An 18328-nucleotide genomic window follows, 5' to 3' on the forward strand; every position below is an offset into this window, starting at 1 on the left:
TGGGAGCGTTTACATGAAAAAGTCACTTTTGTCCGCCGTCGCCCTGACCGCGCTCGTCGCGTTCGGCGGCAACGCGTGGGCTGATGTAATGTTCGGCGTTGCCGGTCCGATCACCGGTCCGAACGCGGCCTTCGGCGCGCAGCTGCAGAAGGGCGCCGAGGCAGCGGTTGCCGCGATCAATGCCAAGGGCGGCATCAATGGCGAGCAGATCAAGCTCGAAGTCGGCGACGACGTCTCCGATCCGAAGCAGGGCATCTCGGTCGCCAACAAGTTCGTCGGCGACGGCGTCAAGTTCGTGATCGGCCACTTCAACTCGGGCGTGTCGATCCCGGCCTCGGAAGTCTACGCGGAAAACAACATCGTCGAAATCACGCCGGCTGCGACCAATCCGAAGTTCACCGAGCGCGGCCTGTGGAACGTGTTCCGCACCTGCGGACGCGACGATCAGCAAGGCAGCATCGCCGGCGGCTATATCGCCGCGAATTTCAAGGATGCCAAGGTCGCCATCGTGCACGACAAGACCCCTTATGGCCAGGGCCTCGCCGATGAAACCAAGAAGGCGATGAACGCCGCCGGCGTCAAGGAAGTGATGTATGAAGGCGTCAATGTCGGCGACAAAGACTTCTCGGCCCTTATCGCCAAGATGAAGGAAGCCGGCGTCACCCTGATCTACTGGGGCGGCCTGCATACCGAAGCCGGCCTGATCATCCGCCAGTCCGCGGACCAGGGCCTCAAGGCACCGATGATGTCGGGTGACGGCATCGTGACGGACGAGCTTGCCGCGATCGCGGGCGACGCCGTTGCCGGCACGCTCAACACGTTCGGCCCCGACCCGCGCCTGATCCCGGCCAACAAGGAACTCGTCGAGAAGTTCCGCGCGCAGGGCTTCGAGCCGGAAGCTTACACGCTCTACGCCTATGCCGCCGTGCAGGTGGTCGCCGAGGCAGCCGCTGCCGCCAAGACGAACGATCCGCAGGCCGTCGCCAAGGCGATGCATGAAAACGGCCCGTTCCCGACGGTTCTGGGCGATCTCGCCTATGACGCCAAGGGCGATCCGAAGCTGCCGGGCTACATCATGTACGAGTGGAAGAAGAAGGACGACGGAAAGTATTCCTGGTTCCCGAAGTCGTAATCCATTCAGAGATATGAGACCAATGATGCCCGGCGCCACGCGCCGGGCATTTTTTTTGCCCGGCGTTCCGGCGGCGGTGACTTTCCTGTCTTCGTAACCGGGAGAGATCGCATCCAGGATCGAAATTGTCGCCATTGTTCCGTCCGTTTGCGCGAATGCGTGCGAGTGTTGGCCAGGCAATCGATTTAAATCGGTTTAAATTGGCGTCGATTTTGTTTGCACTGCAGCATTTTCACGCTAATCATTGCGCCGGTTTCCCGTCCTCTCCATCTCTGGAGCCCAGTCCTTGGCCATCACGAAGATCCTCGTCGCCAACCGGTCCGAAATCGCCATCCGCGTCTTTCGCGCGGCCAACGAGCTGGGGCTCAAAACCGTGGCGATCTGGGCCGAGGAAGACAAATATTCGCTGCACCGCTTCAAGGCCGACGAAAGCTACCAGGTCGGGCGCGGCCCGCATCTCGACAAGGATATGGGACCGATCGAGAGCTACCTGTCGATCGAGGAAGTGATCCGCGTCGCCAGGCTTTCGGGCGCCGATGCCATTCATCCTGGCTACGGGCTGCTGTCCGAAAGCCCCGAATTCGCCGAGGCCTGCGCTGAAGCCGGCATCACCTTCATCGGCCCGAAGCCGGACACGATGCGCCGGCTCGGCAACAAGGTGGCGGCGCGCAACCTCGCCATCGAGGTCGGCGTGCCGGTGATCCCCGCCACCGACCCGCTGCCGGACGATATGGAGGCGGTCAAGAAACTGGCCAAGGAGATCGGCTATCCGGTGATGCTGAAGGCCTCGTGGGGCGGTGGTGGACGCGGCATGCGCGCCATCCGCGCCGAGGCCGATCTCGCCCGTGAGGTCACGGAAGGCAAGCGCGAGGCAAAAGCCGCCTTCGGCAAGGACGAGGTCTATCTCGAAAAGCTGATCGAGCGCGCGCGCCACGTCGAGGTGCAGGTGCTCGGCGACACGCATGGCAATGTGGTGCATCTGTTCGAGCGCGACTGCTCGATCCAGCGCCGCAACCAGAAGGTCGTCGAACGGGCGCCGGCGCCATATCTCGAAATGTCGCAGCGCGAGGAGCTTTGCGGCCACGCGCTGAAGATCGCGCGCGAAACCAGCTATATCGGCGCCGGCACGGTCGAGTTCCTGCAGGATGCCGACACCGGAAAATTCTATTTCATCGAGGTCAACCCGCGCATCCAGGTCGAGCATACCGTCACCGAGCAGGTGACCGGCATCGACATCGTCAAGGCGCAGATCCACATCCTCGACGGCTTCGCGATCGGCACGGCGGCATCGGGCGTGCCGGCACAGAAGGACATCAGGCTGAACGGCCATGCTTTGCAGTGCCGCATCACTACCGAGGATCCCGAGCACAATTTCATCCCGGACTACGGCCGCATCACCGCCTATCGCGGCGCCACCGGCTTCGGCATCCGCCTCGACGGCGGCACCGCCTATTCCGGCGCGGTCATCACCCGCTTCTACGATCCGCTGCTGGAGAAGGTGACGGCGTGGGCGCCGACGCCGGCCGAGACGATCGCCCGCATGAACCGGGCACTGCGCGAGTTCCGCATCCGCGGCGTGGCGACCAACCTCACCTTCCTCGAAGCGATCATCAACCACCCGAGCTTCGCCGACAATTCCTATACGACGAAGTTCATCGACACGACGCCGGAGCTGTTCCAGCAGGTCAAGCGCCAGGACCGCGCGACCAAGCTGCTCAATTATCTGGCCGATGTCAGCGTCAACGGCCATCCGGAGACGCGCGGCCGGCCGATGCCGAAGGCCGATGCGGCCGCACCCCTCGTGCCCTACCTCAACGGCAACGTGCCCGCCGGCAGCAAGCAGAAGCTCGATGTGCTCGGCCCGGAAAAGTTCGCTGCCTGGATGCGCGAGCAGAAGGAAATTCTGGTCACCGACACGACGATGCGCGACGGCCACCAGTCGCTGCTGGCGACGCGCGTGCGCACGCATGACATTGCCGGCATCGCCGGCACCTATGCGCGCGCCCTGCCGCAGCTTCTGTCGCTCGAATGCTGGGGCGGCGCGACCTTCGACGTCGCCATGCGCTTCCTCACCGAGGATCCGTGGGAGAGATTGTCGCTGGTGCGCGAGGCAGCGCCAAACCTGTTGCTGCAGATGCTGCTGCGCGGCGCCAACGGTGTCGGCTACACCAACTATCCCGACAATGTGGTGCAGCATTTCGTCCGCCAGGCGGCCAGCGGCGGCATCGACCTGTTCCGCGTCTTCGATTGCCTTAACTGGGTCGAGAACATGCGTGTCGCCATGGATGCGGTCGGCGCCGAGGGCAAGCTGATCGAAGCGGCGATGTGCTACACCGGCGACATCCTCGATCCGTCGCGAGCCAAATACGATCTGAAATACTATGTCGGCCTGGCCGGCGAATTGCAGGCCGCCGGCGCTCATATCATCGCCGTCAAGGACATGGCCGGGCTGCTGAAGCCTTCCGCAGCACGCGTCCTGTTCAAGGCGCTGCGTGAGGCGACCGACCTGCCGATCCATTTCCACACCCATGACACGTCGGGCCTGTCTGCAGCGACCGTGCTGGCAGCGGTGGAAAGTGGTGTCGACGCCATCGACGCGGCGATGGATGCCTTCTCCGGCAACACATCGCAGCCTTGCCTGGGCTCGATCGTCGAGGCGCTGAGGGGCACCGAGCGCGATCCCGGCCTCGATCCGCAATGGATCCGGAAAATCTCGTTCTACTGGGAGGCGGTGCGCAACCAGTACGCCGCCTTCGAAAGCGACCTCAAGGGACCGGCCTCGGAAGTCTACCTGCACGAAATGCCCGGCGGACAGTTCACCAATCTCAAGGAACAGGCGCGTTCGCTCGGGCTGGAGACGCGCTGGCACGAGGTGGCGCAGACCTATCACGACGTCAATCTGATGTTCGGCGACATCGTCAAGGTGACGCCGTCGTCCAAGGTTGTCGGCGACATGGCGCTGATGATGGTGAGCCAGGACCTGACCGTCGCCGATGTCGAGAACCCGGCCAGGGACATCGCCTTCCCGGACTCGGTCGTCTCGATGCTGCGTGGCGATCTCGGCCAGTCGCCGGGCGGTTGGCCGCAAGCGCTGCAGAAGAAGGCGCTGAAGGGCGACAAGCCGATCACGGCGCGGCCCGGCTCGCTGCTCAAGCCGGCCGATCTCAAGGCCAGCCGCAAGGAAATCGAGGAGAAGCTCGAGCGCAAGCTCTCGGAGCACGAGTTCGCCTCGTGGCTGATGTATCCGAAGGTCTTTTCCGACTTCGTCGCCGCGCAGGAGACGTACGGCCCGGTGAGCGTGCTGCCGACGCCGACCTATTTCTACGGCATGAAGTCCGAAGACGAGATCTTCGTCGACATCGAGAAGGGCAAGACGCTGGTCGTGCGTTGCCTCGCCATCGGCGATGTCGACGAGAAGGGCATGGTCACCGTGTTCTTCGAGCTCAACGGCCAGCCGCGTCGGGTCAAGGTGCCCGACCGGGCGCATGGCGCGTCCGCCGCCAAGGCGCGCCGCAAGGCCGAGCCCGGCAATGAAGCGCATGTCGGCGCACCGATGCCGGGCGTGGTGTCAGCACTTGCGGTCGCCACCGGCCAGGCGGTGAAGGCCGGAGACGTGCTGCTCTCCATAGAAGCGATGAAGATGGAGACGGCGCTGCACGCCGAGCGCGACGGCACGGTCGCCGAGGTGCTGGTCAAGGCCGGCGACCAGATCGATGCCAAGGATCTGCTGATCGCTTTTACCTGAGCTCGCAAACGCGCAGCCAGGCTGTCGGCTTCTGTCGGCAGCCATGGCAGGCTGTTCGATAAGCGCTTGACCCGGTGCCTCCGGTCGGGCATCGAACCGCTGAAATTCGCTGCCGGCTGTTTTCCGAGTCGCGGCGCAGAACTGATTTTTGGAGAGAAACATGGCCGACGATATCACCGAGACCAGCCAGACTGTTGCCGCCGGCCAGCTGCGTGCCTTCATCGAGCGCATCGAGCGGCTCGAGGAAGAAAAGAAGACGATCTCCGACGATATCAAGGAAGTGTTCGCCGAGGCCAAAGGCACCGGCTTCGACACCAAGGCGATCCGCACCATCATCCGTCTGCGCAAGAAGGATCAGGCCGAGCGCCAGGAAGAGGACGCCATCCTCGATCTGTACATGGCCGCACTCGGCATGGTCTAAAACCAACCGACCCGGTGCCCGATGCGGTCACCGGAAATACGGTTCGAACCATGAGAGAATTCGACTTCGGCGGACGGCGCGCCTCGGAATTCCGCCATCGCGGCTTCTGGTCGCTGTTCGCTGAGCGGCATCCGGAAGAAAGAGCCCGGCTGGCGCGGCGCGGACCCTGGTTCTGGCAGCGCGGGCTGCCCGACTTCGCCTTGGTCCTTTCCATGTATGTCGCGCCGGCGCAGAACCATGTCGGCGTTTTCTTCGGCCGCAACGAGAAGTTCGGCGCCACGCAAAGCTGGTCGCGGTTGAAGCCGTTCCAGCCGGCGATCGAAGACAGGCTGAAGCTCAGGCCAGAACAAAGTTGCGAGGGCCTCGGCATCAATTCGATGTGGCGGGTGAACTGCTACGCCGAAGACAACTGGCCCGCGATGGCCGACTGGCTGGTGACGGAATGTTCGCGTGTCGAGCGCGCCGTTGTCGAAGTCCTGGGACAGGGATAGATGTCGGTGTTTCCAGGCGTCAGATCCTTCTTCCGCTCGCGTTGGTTTGGTCTGATGCCGCTCGACCGGCTGTTCTGGCGCGACATGATGCTGGTCGGCACATTGATCAACCTGGCATCTTCGGCGCTGGCCTTGGTCCTGCTCGGCCTGAAGCTGCCGCTGTGGCTGGTTCTGGCGGTGCATTTCGCACCGGTGCCGTACAATATCTTCCTGGCGTCAGCGGTCTGCAGCACGGCGGAGAGCGGCGCCAAGGCTTCATTGATGATGCTGGGTTCAGCGCTTTGGCTGATCGCCACGGTGGTGGTCTGAACAGGGGAACACAGCAGCACGAAAAAGGGCGGCCGAAGCCGCCCTTTGCAGAAAGCCATGAGATGCCGTTCAGGCGGCCGGCTCGAATTTCAGCGCGACACCGTTGATGCAGTAGCGCAGGCCGGTCGGCGGCGGGCCATCCTCGAAGACATGGCCGAGATGGCTGCCGCAGCGCGCGCAGTGGCATTCGGTGCGGACCATGCCGTAGCTGCGGTCGACGGTGGTCTCGACCGAGCCAGGCACCGGGTCGTTGAAGCTCGGCCAGCCCGTGCCACTCTCGAACTTCAGCTTGGATTCGAACAGCGGCTGGTCGCAGCCGACGCAGGAAAATGTGCCGGCACGCTTCTCGTAAAGCAAGGCGCAGCTTCCCGGCCGCTCGGTGCCGTGGCCGCGCATGACCGCATATTGCTCCGGCGTCAGCCGGGCGCGCCATTCGGCGTCGGTGCGGGTGACGGGGTAGGTATGAGTGTCCATTTGATCTCCTCAGCCTTGGCGGCTCGTTATTGGTTGCAAGCTCATATTCGCACGAAGATAGGCATTTGTTACGGACCTGCCCAGTTCTGACGCATTCAATGCTTCCTTGAAAGCTGCCTCGTCGCGCTTTCCAGTCCGGCCAGCGTCAGCGGGAACATGCGGCCGCCGAAGATGTCGCGAATCATCGCTATCGAATGGGTAAAGCCCCAGTTCTTTTCGCTCTCGGGGTTCAGCCACACCGCATTCGGCCATTGCCGCAGCAGGCGGCCGAGCCATACCGCGCCCGCCTCCGGATTCCAGTGCTCGACCGAGCCGCCGGGGTGGGCGATCTCGTACGGGCTCATCGAGGCATCGCCGACGACGATCACCTTGTAATCCGGTCCGTATTTGTGGAGGAGGTCGAAGGTCGGAATCACCTCCGCATGGCGGCGTCGGTTGTCCTTCCAAACGCCCTCATAGAGGCAGTTGTGGAAGTAAAAATATTCGAGCTGGCGGAATTCGGCGCGGGCCGCCGAAAACAGCTCCTCGACGCTCTTGATGTGGTCGTCCATCGAGCCGCCGACGTCGAAGAACATCAGCAGCTTCACGGCGTTGCGGCGCTCGGGCCGTGTCTGGACATCGAGATAGCCGTGCTCGGCGGTGGCATGGATGGTGCCGGGCAGGTCGAATTCTTCCTCGGCGCCCTCGCGCACCCAACGGCGCAGCCGCTTCAGCGCGATCTTGATGTTGCGGGTGCCGAGTTCGACGGCATCGTCGAAATTCCTGAATTCGCGCTTGTCCCAGACCTTCACCGCGCGGCGATTGCGGCCTTCATGCTGGCCGATGCGCACGCCTTCGGGATTGTAGCCATAGGCGCCGAAGGGCGAGGTGCCGCCGGTGCCGATCCATTTCGAGCCGCCCTGGTGACGCCCCTTCTGCTCCTCGAGCCGCTGCTTCAAGGTCTCCATCAGCTTTTCGAAACCGCCGAGCGCCTCGACCAGTTTTTTCTCCTCGTCGGTCAGGTGCTTTTCGGCGAGGCGACGCAGCCATTCCTCGGGAATATTGGCGATATCAACCGCATCCGGTCCGCCAAGCGCTTCAATGCCCTTGAAGACATGCGCGAACACCTGGTCGAAGCGGTCGATGTGGCGCTCGTCCTTCACCAAAGCGGCACGGGCGAGATAGTAAAAACCCTCGACATCGTAGTCGACCAGCCCGGCTTCCAGTCCCTCCAGCAGCGACAGATATTCCCTGAGCGAAACGGGAACGCGTGCTGCCTTCAGTTCGAGGAAGAAGGGAATGAACATTTTGCTATCTATAGCAAATCATACTCGATGAAGCCGGTGCGGCGTGCGACGTGGTCGTAGAGCTTGCGCGCGGTGGCGTTGGTCTCGTGCGTCATCCAGTAGACGTTCTTGACGCCGACCTTCGCGGCTTCCTGCTTCACCGCCTCGATCAATGCCGCGCCGATGCCCTTGCCGCGCACCTGCGGGTCAGCGAACAGGTCCTGCAGGTAGCAGTTGTTCTGTTCCGCCCAGCAGGAGCGATGGTAGAGATAGTGGGTGAGGCCGACAGCCTTGCCGTCAGACGTGGCGATAAAACCCTTCGGCTCGAACTCACCTGCCGTGAACAGCCGTTTCCAGGTGACGGCATAGACCTCTTCCGGCAGCTTGGTCTCATAGAAGGTGAGATAGTCGGTCCATAGCCGCTTCCAGTCGGCGTGGTCGGATTGCGCAAGCGGGCGGACAGTGATCTCGGTCATTTCGTTCCCTCTGAAGTCTGGGACCCGATCCATACCAACAGAATCGGGATCGGGAACATCCTTGCCTATCCCGCCGGCGAATTATACTCGCGAAAAGCCGTCGCGAGCATGTGCAGCGCCTCTCGTGCCCGCGGCGCCAGAGCGTGCGAATGTAAAACGATCTGGGATGACGGGATTGGTGGCAGGCCGAGTTTGCGGCCCACCTCGACCAGGCCGGGAGGCGCAACCCGGTAGGCGAGGGCGGAAAGGGCAAAGCCCGCCGACACGGCGATGTTGACGGCCGCGCCGCCGCCGCCGACGAAAGCCTCATTCCAGGTGATGCCTGCCCTGTCCAGCGCCTCGACCGCTCTCATACGGTCCGGGCAATTGCACATGGTGCTCAAGAGAGCCAGGCGCAGGGGCGTCCCCGGTCGCCATTCGAAGGCAGGGGCCGCGAACCAGCCATAGTCGGTGCGCGACAAAGTTTCACCGCGTCGACTGTCATCCTCCTGGTGCACAATTACCGCATCGAGCTCGCCGCGATCGAAAGCTTCTTCCAGCATGGAGCTGGTATCGATCCGTATATTGAGCGCGAGCGACGGATCGTGGGCATGAAGCTGGGCTATCAGCGTGGAAAGCTCAGGCCCCGCGACATGATCGACAAAGCCGAGCGCAAGCCGACATGGCGCCGCGGAAAACTCCGTGACGGCACGTTCATGGGCGGCAAGGAATTCACGGGCCGCGGGAAGGAAAACCGCTCCCCTTGCCGACAGGGCGACGCGGCGCGGTGTTCGTTCGATCAGGCGGGCGCCGAGCTTTTCCTCGAGCCGGCGCAGCTTGACGCTGATCGTCGCCTGCGTGCTCCCCAGCGCAGCGGCAGCCCGGGTGAAGCTCTGCAGGTCAGCCACCATGACGAAGGTGCGCACGGCATCGACATCAAGACTGGTCATCTCTAGGCATTCCATTTTGTTATCTCTGAAATAGAAATGCATAGTCTTTTTTCATGGTCAAGCCTCGGCTATGTCATCTCGACCGCAATTTGAAGAGCAGCGCCCACTTCCAGAATGCTCCGACAGAAAGTGATCGACATGACGTTTCAAATCGACCGAAACACCGTTGCGCTTGCGGGGGCTTGCCTTGCCTCGCTGCTGTTCGGCCTCGAAATCTCCAGTGTCCCAGTGATCCTTCCGAAACTGGAAAGCGTGCTCGCCGCCGACTTCAAGGATCTGCAATGGATCATGAACGCCTACACCATTGCCTGCACCACGGTGCTGATGGCGACAGGAACACTGGCCGACCGTTTCGGCCGCAAGCGCGTGATGGTGATCACCACCATCGGCTTCGGCCTGGCCTCACTGCTGTGCGGTCTGGCAGCGAGCGCTCCGCTCCTCATCCTTGCACGCTTTCTGCAAGGCCTGGCGGGAGGGGCGATGTTCACCTGCAGCGTGGCTGTCTTGTCCCATCAGTTTCAGGACGGCAGCGAGCGCGGCAAGTCTTTTGTCGCCTGGAGCGTCGTCTCGGGTATCGGGCTTGGCTTTGGTCCCGCCATCGGCGGATTGATCGTCGCATTCTCGAGCTGGCAGTGGGTGTTCCTCATCCATGTGCCGCTTGCCATCCTTGCCCTGGTCTTCATCGGTGCCGGCGTCACCGAATCGCGCGACCGCAACGCCCAGAAACTTGACCGTGCCGGTATCCTGACGCTCTCCTTCGCGGTGTTCGGCTTTTCCTATCTGATCACGCAAGGGGCCGATCTCGGCTCTGGCGCCCGCATTGGCGTGGCGGGCGCGGCCGTACTGGCCTTCATCGCGTTCCTCGTTGCCGAGAAGATCAGTCCCTATCCAATGTTCGATTTCTCCGTGTTCCGCATCCGCCAATTTTCGGGAGCGATCATGGGCGGCATCGGCATGAATTTCAGCTACTGGCCGTTCATCATCTATCTGCCGATCTATTTTTCGGGGGTTCTCGGCTACGACAGCACCAAGACCGGCCTGCTGCTGCTCGTCTACACGCTTCCCTTGATGCTGATGTCCTCGACCGCCGAACGCCTGCGCGCCCGCTATCAGGCGCGGGTGGCGATCCCGCTCGGATTGCTGACGTTGGGGGTCGGTTTTATCGCCATGAGGATAGGTTCGAGCCTTGAGGGAGCCAACTGGCTGACGATGCTGCCCGGCACGCTGATCGCCGGCATCGGCATCGGCCTTACCAATTCACCGACCACCAACACCACGACCGGTTCGGTGTCGCCGGATCGGGCCGGCATGGCTTCGGGCATCGACATCAGCGCGCGGCTGATCACGCTCGCCATCAACATCGCGGTGCTGGGCCTGCTGTTGACGCAGGGGATCGTTGCCTATCTCAAAACCGCACTGGGCACGGCCTTCGACCCGAACGAACTGCGCGCCCTGGCCGAAAAGATCGCCACCGGAAATCTCGATGGCCTCTCGCAATACTCGCCCAGGCTCGCGACCCTCGACCCGTCCGGCGCCATCGCGCATGCCGCGTTGGTCAATGGCTTTGGCTGGGTCATGCTCTATAGCGGGATCGGCGTTCTTGCTCTCGCCGTCATCAGCTTCATCATCTTCGGCCCCAAAAACGCCGCGCCGCAAGAGGCAAGGGACCGTCATCGTGCTCAGGGTGCAAGCGAAGCTCGATCGTAGCCAATGGCCCCGGCTTGGCGTCGGAGCCCGAGCTCCTGGAGTGACTGCTTCTCACCCTTGTCTGCGCGTCATGAAGGCCAGCCGTTCGAACAGATGCACGTCCTGCTCGTTCTTCAGCAACGCGCCGTGCAGTTTGGGCAGCGCGTTCTTGGGGTCGGCACGCAAATCCTCCGGCGCGATGTCATCGGCGACCAATAGGCGGATCCAGTCGAGCGCCTCGGAGGTCGATGGCTTCTTCTTCAGGCCAGGCACCTCGCGGATTTCGTAGAACTGGGTGAGGGCCGCGCGCACCAAATTCTGCTTGATGCCGGGGTAGTGGACGTCGACAATTCTGTGCAGCGTGTCGACGTCGGGAAAACGGATGTAGTGGAAGAAGCAGCGGCGCAGGAAGGCGTCCGGCAATTCCTTCTCATTGTTGGAGGTGATGATGACGATGGGTCTGATAGCAGCGCGGATGGTCTCGCCGGTTTCGTAGACGAAGAACTCCATCCGATCGAGTTCCTGCAGGAGGTCGTTGGGGAATTCGATGTCGGCCTTGTCGATCTCGTCGATCAAGAGCACGACCTTCCTGCCGGCCGCGAAGGCCTCCCAGAGCTTGCCGCGCTTGATGTAATTCTTGATATCGTTGAACCTGATATCGCCGAGCTGGCTGTCGCGCAACCGCGACACCGCGTCATATTCGTAAAGACCCTGCTGGGCTCGCGTCGTCGATTTGACATGCCATTCGATGAGATCGAGGTTAAGTGCTGATGCCAACTGGCGGGCAAGTTCGGTCTTGCCGGTGCCGGGCTCGCCCTTGACCAGCAGAGGCCGCTCCAGCGCGATCGCCGCGTTGACGGCCACCATCAGATCCTTGTCGGCGACATAGGCCGCCGTGCCTTCGAAACGCATTCTTGCTCCTCGGTTGGTCCATCGTGACCGTAAGGAGGCTGCCCGGCCCGCGCAAGGGTGGGTTGGCAACGGGCGGCGTAAGAGACGCAGGGAAAGGACGCCAATTCTCTGGCGCTTAGCCGGGCGGCAGCCTATATTGGGCATGACGGTCTGTGCTTCCCGGCAGGAGAACATTTTCCCCGGGGCCTTAACGATCCTTAGGGAGCTGTCCCTGGGAAGACCCGTGGGTTTTCTCACACGGCGCCCACCTACTTTGTAGGTTCCCGGGATCGCTCTCTCCACCGGTTGTGTGGATCGTCACCTATTCCCGTATCGACGTATTCGTGAATCGTGCGGCTGCAAACGTCGCTTCCAAAACTCCATCCAGATCTGACCTTTTCTAGCGTCTGTGCATGACATCCCTCAAGGACCTGAAAAAACAGCTGCGCAAGGATGCACTTGGGCGCCGTGACGCGCTCGATGAATTCTGGCGGGTGGAGGCAGCGCTCGAAATGGCCGAGACGGCGCGCGATCATCTGGCTATCGAGCCCGGTCAGATCGTGTCGGGTTTCTGGCCGATGCGTTCGGAAGTCGACGTCAGGCCGCTGATGTTCGCCTTGCGCGAACAGGGCGCGAGGCTTTGCTTGCCTGCCATTCTCGACAAGACCACTATCGTCTTTCGCGAACTGGTGCACGGCGCACCGATGGTCGAGATGGGTTTCGGCACGGTCGGGCCCCATCCGGAGGCCGAGGTTCTTGACCCCTCGGTGATGCTGGTGCCGCTCGCCGCCTTCGACGCGCGCGGCCATCGCATTGGCTATGGCGCCGGGCATTATGACCGGGCGATCGCGCGGCTGCATGCCGCGGGACGCCGGCCACGATTGATCGGCATTGCCTTCGACTGCCAGGAGGTGGGGCTGGTTCCTAATGAGGATCATGATGTCATCGTCCCGGAAATACTCACCGAGAGCGGGTTGCGCCAGTTCGCACCAGAATTGTAGATAGTTCTTTGGAACGCATGATCTTTGCCGAAAAGTCATGCCACTTTTCGGGATTAGGCGTAGATGAGACTTCTCTTCCTCGGCGACATGGTCGGCAAGACGGGACGCACGGCGGTGTGGGAACAACTGCCTGGCCTGATCTCGGACTTCAAACTCGACTTCGTCATCGTCAATGGCGAGAACGCCGCCGGCGGCTTCGGCATTACCGAGGAGATCTTCCGCGAGACCATCGCGGCCGGCGCTGATGTCGTCACCACCGGCAACCATGTCTGGGACCAGCGCGACGCTTTGGCCTTCGCGCCGCGCGAAGAACGCTTCCTGCGTCCCTCGAATTTTCCCAAGGGCACGCCCGGGCGCGGCTCCGGCGTCTACATCGCCAGGAGCGGCGCGCGCGTGCTGGTCGCCAACATCATGGGCCGGGTGTTCATGCATCCCGAACTTGACGATCCGTTCCAGGCCGGCGAGCGCGAGCTTGCCGCCTGTCCGCTCGGCGAGCAGGCGGATGCGGTGGTGATCGATTTCCACGCCGAGGCAACGTCGGAAAAGATGTGCTTCGCGCATTTCGTCGACGGCCGCGCCAGCCTCGTCGTCGGCACCCACACGCACCAGCCGACCGGCGATCACCAGATCCTCAACGGCGGCACCGGTTACATCTCCGACGCCGGCATGTGCGGCGACTACGATTCCTCGCTCGGCATGGACAAGGAGGAGCCGCTCAACCGGTTCCTGTCGAAAGTGCCCAAGGGGCGTTTCGAGGCGGCGACCGGTCCGGCGACCTTGTGCGGCGTCGGTGTCGATATTTCCGACCGCACGGGATTGACCGAGAAGATCGCGCCGTTTCGCCGCGGGCCGCGATTGGAAGAAACGGCCCCATCCTTCTGGTCATGACATTGATATGCTGGAGTATAGTACCTAACTGGCGACGAAACTGCTCTAGATCGTAGAGGGGACGACCTCCATGCAGCTCGTTGAATTCCTGGCGCCGCATTTTCAATTCGTTTCCGACCCAACCGCCTGGGTCGCTTTGCTGACGCTGGTGGTGCTGGAGATCGTGCTCGGCATCGACAATCTGATCTTCATCTCGATCCTGACCAATAAGCTGCCCGAGGGGCAAAGGGCCCGCGCCCGCCGGCTCGGCATTTCGGCCGCGCTGGTCATGCGGCTGGTGCTGCTGGCCACCATTTCGATCATCGTCCAACTGACGACGCCGGTCTTCACCGCATTCGGCCACGGCTTCTCCTGGCGTGACCTGATCCTGATCGCCGGTGGCCTGTTCCTGGTCTGGAAGGCGACCAAGGAAATCCATCACACGGTCGATCCCGATGATCATCAGGACACGATGCTGGGCGAGACGATCAAGATCTCGCTCGCCGGCGCGATCTTCCAGATCCTCTTGCTCGATCTTGTCTTCTCGATCGATTCCATCATCACCGCCGTCGGCATGACCGATGAGATCATCATCATGTATATCGCCGTGATCGTGGCCGTCACCGTGATGATGCTGGCGGCGGGGCCGCTGGCGAATTTCATCGCCAGGAACCCGAGCATCGTGATGCTGGCGCTGGGCTTCCTTTTGATGATCGGCATGACGCTGATCGCCGACGGCATGGGCTATCACGTGCCCAAGGGCTACATCTACGCGGCGATGGGTTTTTCGGCGCTGGTCGAGGCCCTCAACATGCTGGCGCGGCAGCGCAAGAAGGCGAAATCCGGCGACGGGCACTGATGCTAAGCACCATCGTCATCCTCGGGCTTGACCTTCATCGCGAGCCTTCCTCCTCAAGATCGCTCAAACATTGGTCTCGTTGGCGGGTTCGCCCTTCATCTCGCTGCGGTAATAGCCCTCGCGCAAATTGATGCCGTATTCGAGATAGGCCTTCATGCAAGCCAGCATCTGTGACCAGCCCTCGCAATTGAGGTAGGATTTCTTCAGGCCGACGGCGCCTTCCCGCCAGCCCGATTCCGCGATGGTGACGAAGGTGCCGCCATCGTCCAGCGGTTCGAAATTCATCTCGATGCGGGTCTTGTAGGCCGGCTTGCCGTCGGCGTCGGTGGCGTCCCAGCGCAGCACGATGCGGCTGTCCTTCACCACCTCGTCGACCTCGACCGGCACCTTGCCCCACCAGACGACACCAACGCCTGATACCAGCGGCGCGCTGGCGCCGCCTATGGTGGTGAAATAGCCGCTCAGCTTCTTCGGATTGACGACCGCGTCGAAGACTTCGGCGACCGGTTTGCCAATGCGTCCGGAAACCCTGAATCCAAGAGACATGTCCACAACTCCTTTCTTGCTTGGCTCGACGATATGTTATAGAAACATAACATGTCAAGCCGATCGCAAGACGACAATGTTTTCAAGGCGCTGGCACATCCGCGCCGGCGCGAAATGCTCGACCAACTGAAAGACGAGCCAAAAACCACGGGCATGCTGTGCGGCGCCTTTCCCGACATCGACCGCTGTACCGTCATGCTGCATCTCAAGGTGCTGGAGGAGGCCGACCTGATTGTCGCGCGCCGTGAAGGCCGCGAGCGCTGGAACCATCTCAACGCGCTGCCGATCAAGCAGATCCACGACCGCTGGATCAGCCAGTATGCCGGTCACGCGCTCAGCATCATCGACCGGCTGAAATCCGATCTCGGGGCGTGAGCCACGCTGTCTCTTACGTCACGAACGTGGCGCGGCTGGACGAGCGGCTGGACGAATTGAGCCGATTTATCTATAAGCCGGCCATTCCGACAGAGAACGCCGTGCTTCCGCACCTGGGACGCTCTGAAATTTTGAATTCGAGCATTTTGCAAAGGCGAGGTGATCTACCTGGCCGGACGATGCTCTAGCCGAGAAGACGACAGGGGTGCCATGGCTGGCCATTCACAGTTCAAGAACATCATGCACCGCAAGGGCCGTCAGGACGCGGTGCGGTCGAAAATGTTTTCCAAGCTGGCGCGCGAAATCACCGTTGCCGCCAAGAGCGGCACGCCGGATCCATCGATGAATCCGCGCCTGCGCCTGGCGATCCAGAACGCCAAGGCCGTGTCGATGCCCAAGGACAACATCCAGCGCGCCATCAACAAGGCTTCGATGGGCGATGCCGAAAACTACGAAGCCGTGCGCTATGAGGGCTATGGCCCAGGTGGCGTCGCCGTCATCGTCGAGGCCCTGACCGACAACCGCAACCGCTCGGCGTCGAATGTGCGCGCGGCCTTCACCAAGGCCGGCGGTGCGATGGGCGAAACCGGCTCGGTGTCCTTCATGTGGGACCGTGTTGGCGAGATCTACTATCCGGCATCGGCCGGCAGCGCCGACAAGGTCATGGAAGCGGCGATCGAAGCCGGCGCCGACGACGTGGAATCCGACGAGGAAGGCCACACGATCTATTGCGCCTTCGAGAATCTCGGCGAAGTGTCGAAGGCACTGGAAAGCTCGCTCGGCGAGGCGGAATCGGTGAAGCTGATCTGGCGGCCGCAGACCAATGTTCCGGTCGACGAGGAGCGGGCCCAATCGCTGATGAAGCTGGTCGCCACGCTCGAGGACGACGACGACGTGCAAAGCGTCTACGCCAATTTCGAAGTCGACGACGAGACACTGGCCAAGCTCAGCGCGGCATAGATCTCAGGTCGCTGCGATATAAGCGCATGCGGAAACCGCTGTCCGGCGGCGACCTGTCCGCGGTAAATTTTGTCAGGCATCAACCGGGGGGACGGATGACCGACTATGACGAGGCTCGGCTTGCCGACGCGATGGCCTGGCCTCGCCCGAGTGGCATATGGCGCCGGCTTTTCGCCTCGCTCATCGATTATCTTATCGTCCTGATTGCTCTTTATTCGCTGATAGCGATTCTGTTTCTGACAACCGACGGCGGCGTGAAAGGCAGCTTCTGGCTCACCTGGAGAACATGTCAGGCGGCTACGGTGCATGGAGATGCGTCGCTTGCCCCTTACAATTGGCAGGTGTGTAGAACATCAGTATTTGATTTGGCGGTCGCCGAATGGGCAGTGGGCACGAGCCCGAGTTCGCAATCGGCCGAAACCGCCTCCATTTCAATCGATCTTGATCCGCGAGGAAACTTCCGACCCGCGGCGCTGAATCTGGGTTTCCTCGAATTGGTCGTTCTCGCGTCTTATCTCCTTGTCATGGAGTGGACGTCAGGCCAACCGATCGGCAAGCGGGTCATGGCGATCGCCGTGCATGATCAGGATGACAAGGAAAGGGTCGGACTACCCGTCCGCAAGGCCTTTCGGCGGCAGGTGATGAAGTTTCTCGGTGCATTGCCTATGACGCTCTCAGGAGGGTGGTACGCTTTTCAGGCTTGGGGCAGCGCTCCTGGGGCGACGCAGGACTTCTCCAAGCTGGAAATTGCGGGTGCATACGCCGCGTTGTTTCTGACTTTGGTCTGGCCGATCTGGATCGCTATATCCATAGTTCTAGGTAACGAGCCGATACACGATCGTTTTGCCGGGACCACAGTCCGCGTAGAGGAACCCCAGACATGAGCGTGTCGGAGAAGCCCTGCGTCGTCATCACCTATTGCACGCAGTGCCAGTGGCTGTTGCGCGCCGGCTGGATGGCGCAGGAACTGCTCTCCACCTTCGGCACCGATCTCGGCGCAGTGACGCTGGTGCCCGGCACCGGCGGCATCTTCACCATCTCGTGCAACGACGTGCTGGTCTGGGACCGCAAGCGCGACGGTGGCTTTCCGGACGCGGCCAAGCTCAAACAGCTGGTCCGCGATGTCATCGACCCGGATCGCGACCTTGGTCATTCCGATCGGAAGACCAAAGCGTAGAGGTCGCCGGCGCTGCCGTCACTTTCCTCGCCACGCACCGAAGGCGGCGCCGATCGCGATGCCCATGGCAATGCCGATCGGAAGGTCTTCCAGGGCGGTGCCGAGCGCGGCGCCGACACCAACTCCGATTGCCATGCCGAAGGCCATATTCGAATATTGATCCTTCAAAACGCGTCTCCCAACGATCGTGCTGAACTGTTCAGGCGCAGAGATTGCTTCGGCTCTTGCCGTCAACGCGCGCGCGGCGAACCAGAAAGATGCCATTGCGGCTATTCCGGTGATGGCGCGGACATGGTTCCACATCACCCACTCATCAAGGTAGCGCGACCATACCGCAGCGCCTTCGCTGCTGGCTGGGTCGACCGCGGCCAATGCATCGTTGAGCGGCACGTTGAAGACCACGGTCACGATCGGGTTGCCGACGAGATAGATCAGGGCTCCGGCGAGAAGCCAGAACGAGCCCGGCTGGCTCCAGCCGATGATGGCGCCGGCGATGAGCACGAGGCAGACAAGCCCGGTGCCGAAAAGCGCCGTCATGAAAGCCGGCGTGATGACGGTGATGCTGATCGAGTTCATCGCGGCGATGCCGGCCGCGGCCGGCAGGCGGGCGAATGCCGGCATGACGAAATTGGAAAAGGCGAAGAACACGCCGCCGACGACGCCCGAGCCGATAGCGGCGACGAAGATCAGGGTGGGAAGAATTTTCGTGATCATGTCAGTTGCT

20 protein-coding genes, 1 other RNA gene and 1 pseudogene are annotated in these 18328 nt (G+C 62.0%); 14 read left to right on the forward strand and 8 right to left on the reverse strand.

The window, feature by feature from the left end; translation table 11 throughout:
* Window positions 1-13: 13 nt before the first annotated feature.
* The 5 genes from JT360_RS07310 (at window position 14) to JT360_RS07330 (ending at window position 6098) form a co-directional block, all read left to right on the forward strand.
* On the forward strand, window positions 14-1132 hold the full coding sequence (locus JT360_RS07310; RefSeq protein WP_214470797.1) for a branched-chain amino acid ABC transporter substrate-binding protein: 1119 nt from the start codon (window positions 14-16) through the stop codon (window positions 1130-1132).
* 286 nt (window positions 1133-1418) lie between these two features.
* Complete coding sequence (gene pyc / locus JT360_RS07315) at window positions 1419-4877, forward strand: pyruvate carboxylase (RefSeq protein WP_214470798.1); 3459 nt, start codon at window positions 1419-1421, stop codon at window positions 4875-4877.
* A gap of 160 nt (window positions 4878-5037) precedes the next feature.
* Window positions 5038-5298, forward strand: a complete 261-nt coding sequence (locus JT360_RS07320) for a DUF2312 domain-containing protein (RefSeq protein ID WP_214470799.1) — start codon at window positions 5038-5040, stop codon at window positions 5296-5298.
* 50 nt (window positions 5299-5348) lie between these two features.
* Complete coding sequence (locus JT360_RS07325) at window positions 5349-5789, forward strand: hypothetical protein (RefSeq protein WP_214470800.1); 441 nt, start codon at window positions 5349-5351, stop codon at window positions 5787-5789.
* Window positions 5790-6098 carry a hypothetical protein gene (locus JT360_RS07330; RefSeq protein ID WP_214470801.1) on the forward strand — a complete coding sequence of 103 codons (309 nt, stop codon included), beginning with the start codon at window positions 5790-5792 and terminating at the stop codon, window positions 6096-6098.
* Between the two features lie 69 nt (window positions 6099-6167).
* Here the strand turns inward: JT360_RS07330 and msrB are convergent, their stop codons facing one another.
* From msrB to JT360_RS07350, 4 genes are all read right to left on the reverse strand, one after another.
* Window positions 6168-6572, reverse strand: coding sequence for a peptide-methionine (R)-S-oxide reductase MsrB (gene msrB / locus JT360_RS07335; protein ID WP_140608365.1), 405 nt, complete (start codon window positions 6570-6572; stop codon window positions 6168-6170).
* Window positions 6573-6667: 95 nt separating this feature from the next.
* Window positions 6668-7858 (reverse strand): vWA domain-containing protein, encoded by a 1191-nt coding sequence (locus JT360_RS07340; protein WP_214470802.1) that lies wholly within the window; start codon window positions 7856-7858, stop codon window positions 6668-6670.
* 8 nt (window positions 7859-7866) lie between these two features.
* Window positions 7867-8313 (reverse strand): GNAT family N-acetyltransferase, encoded by a 447-nt coding sequence (locus JT360_RS07345; RefSeq protein ID WP_214470803.1) that lies wholly within the window; start codon window positions 8311-8313, stop codon window positions 7867-7869.
* 65 nt (window positions 8314-8378) lie between these two features.
* A complete protein-coding gene (locus JT360_RS07350; RefSeq protein ID WP_214470804.1) occupies window positions 8379-9242 on the reverse strand; it encodes a LysR family transcriptional regulator in 864 nt (287 codons plus the stop codon).
* 138 nt (window positions 9243-9380) lie between these two features.
* On the opposite strand from JT360_RS07350, the gene JT360_RS07355 reads away from it, so the two are divergent.
* Window positions 9381-10949, forward strand: coding sequence for an MFS transporter (locus JT360_RS07355; protein ID WP_214470805.1), 1569 nt, complete (start codon window positions 9381-9383; stop codon window positions 10947-10949).
* Window positions 10950-11000: 51 nt separating this feature from the next.
* Here JT360_RS07355 and JT360_RS07360 read toward each other — a convergent pair whose 3' ends face one another.
* Window positions 11001-11840 (reverse strand): AAA family ATPase, encoded by an 840-nt coding sequence (locus JT360_RS07360; protein ID WP_214470806.1) that lies wholly within the window; start codon window positions 11838-11840, stop codon window positions 11001-11003.
* A 144-nt stretch (window positions 11841-11984) separates the two neighbouring features.
* Here JT360_RS07360 and ssrS point away from each other — a divergent pair.
* From ssrS to JT360_RS07380, 4 genes are all read left to right on the forward strand, one after another.
* Window positions 11985-12140, forward strand: a non-coding RNA gene (ssrS, locus tag JT360_RS07365) — 6S RNA.
* Window positions 12141-12232: 92 nt separating this feature from the next.
* On the forward strand, window positions 12233-12820 hold the full coding sequence (locus JT360_RS07370) for a 5-formyltetrahydrofolate cyclo-ligase (RefSeq protein WP_214470807.1): 588 nt from the start codon (window positions 12233-12235) through the stop codon (window positions 12818-12820).
* Window positions 12821-12883: 63 nt separating this feature from the next.
* Entirely contained in the window at window positions 12884-13708 is an 825-nt protein-coding gene (locus tag JT360_RS07375) for a TIGR00282 family metallophosphoesterase (protein ID WP_214470808.1), read from the forward strand.
* Between the two features lie 70 nt (window positions 13709-13778).
* Window positions 13779-14546 (forward strand): TerC family protein, encoded by a 768-nt coding sequence (locus JT360_RS07380; RefSeq protein ID WP_214470809.1) that lies wholly within the window; start codon window positions 13779-13781, stop codon window positions 14544-14546.
* Between the two features lie 63 nt (window positions 14547-14609).
* On the opposite strand, the gene JT360_RS07385 is transcribed toward JT360_RS07380, so the two are convergent.
* A complete protein-coding gene (locus JT360_RS07385) occupies window positions 14610-15092 on the reverse strand; it encodes an SRPBCC domain-containing protein (RefSeq protein WP_214470810.1) in 483 nt (160 codons plus the stop codon).
* Window positions 15093-15143: 51 nt separating this feature from the next.
* Between JT360_RS07385 and JT360_RS07390 the strand changes: the two genes are divergently transcribed.
* The 4 genes from JT360_RS07390 to JT360_RS07405 all read left to right on the forward strand — a co-directional run bounded on the left by JT360_RS07390 (window position 15144) and on the right by JT360_RS07405 (window position 17604).
* Window positions 15144-15467, forward strand: a complete 324-nt coding sequence (locus JT360_RS07390) for an ArsR/SmtB family transcription factor (RefSeq protein ID WP_214470811.1) — start codon at window positions 15144-15146, stop codon at window positions 15465-15467.
* Window positions 15468-15677: 210 nt separating this feature from the next.
* Window positions 15678-16427, forward strand: a complete 750-nt coding sequence (locus JT360_RS07395; protein WP_214470812.1) for a YebC/PmpR family DNA-binding transcriptional regulator — start codon at window positions 15678-15680, stop codon at window positions 16425-16427.
* Window positions 16428-16522: 95 nt separating this feature from the next.
* A complete protein-coding gene (locus JT360_RS07400; protein ID WP_214470813.1) occupies window positions 16523-17311 on the forward strand; it encodes an RDD family protein in 789 nt (262 codons plus the stop codon).
* Complete coding sequence (locus JT360_RS07405) at window positions 17308-17604, forward strand: Rdx family protein (protein WP_214470814.1); 297 nt, start codon at window positions 17308-17310, stop codon at window positions 17602-17604. Before JT360_RS07400 ends, JT360_RS07405 begins: the two co-directional genes overlap by 4 nt.
* Before the next feature lie 18 nt (window positions 17605-17622).
* Here the strand turns inward: JT360_RS07405 and JT360_RS34220 are convergent, their stop codons facing one another.
* On the reverse strand, window positions 17623-17868 hold the full coding sequence (locus JT360_RS34220) for a glycine zipper domain-containing protein (RefSeq protein ID WP_502845460.1): 246 nt from the start codon (window positions 17866-17868) through the stop codon (window positions 17623-17625).
* Window positions 17842-18318 (reverse strand): annotated as a pseudogene (locus JT360_RS07410) (anthrone oxygenase family protein); the annotation flags it as partial. The gene JT360_RS34220 and the pseudogene JT360_RS07410, both read right to left, overlap by 27 nt.
* Between the last annotated feature and the right edge of the window lie 10 nt (window positions 18319-18328).

Source organism: Mesorhizobium sp. dw_380 (assembly GCF_018588885.1).
In the GTDB taxonomy this organism is placed as follows: domain Bacteria; phylum Pseudomonadota; class Alphaproteobacteria; order Rhizobiales; family Rhizobiaceae; genus Mesorhizobium.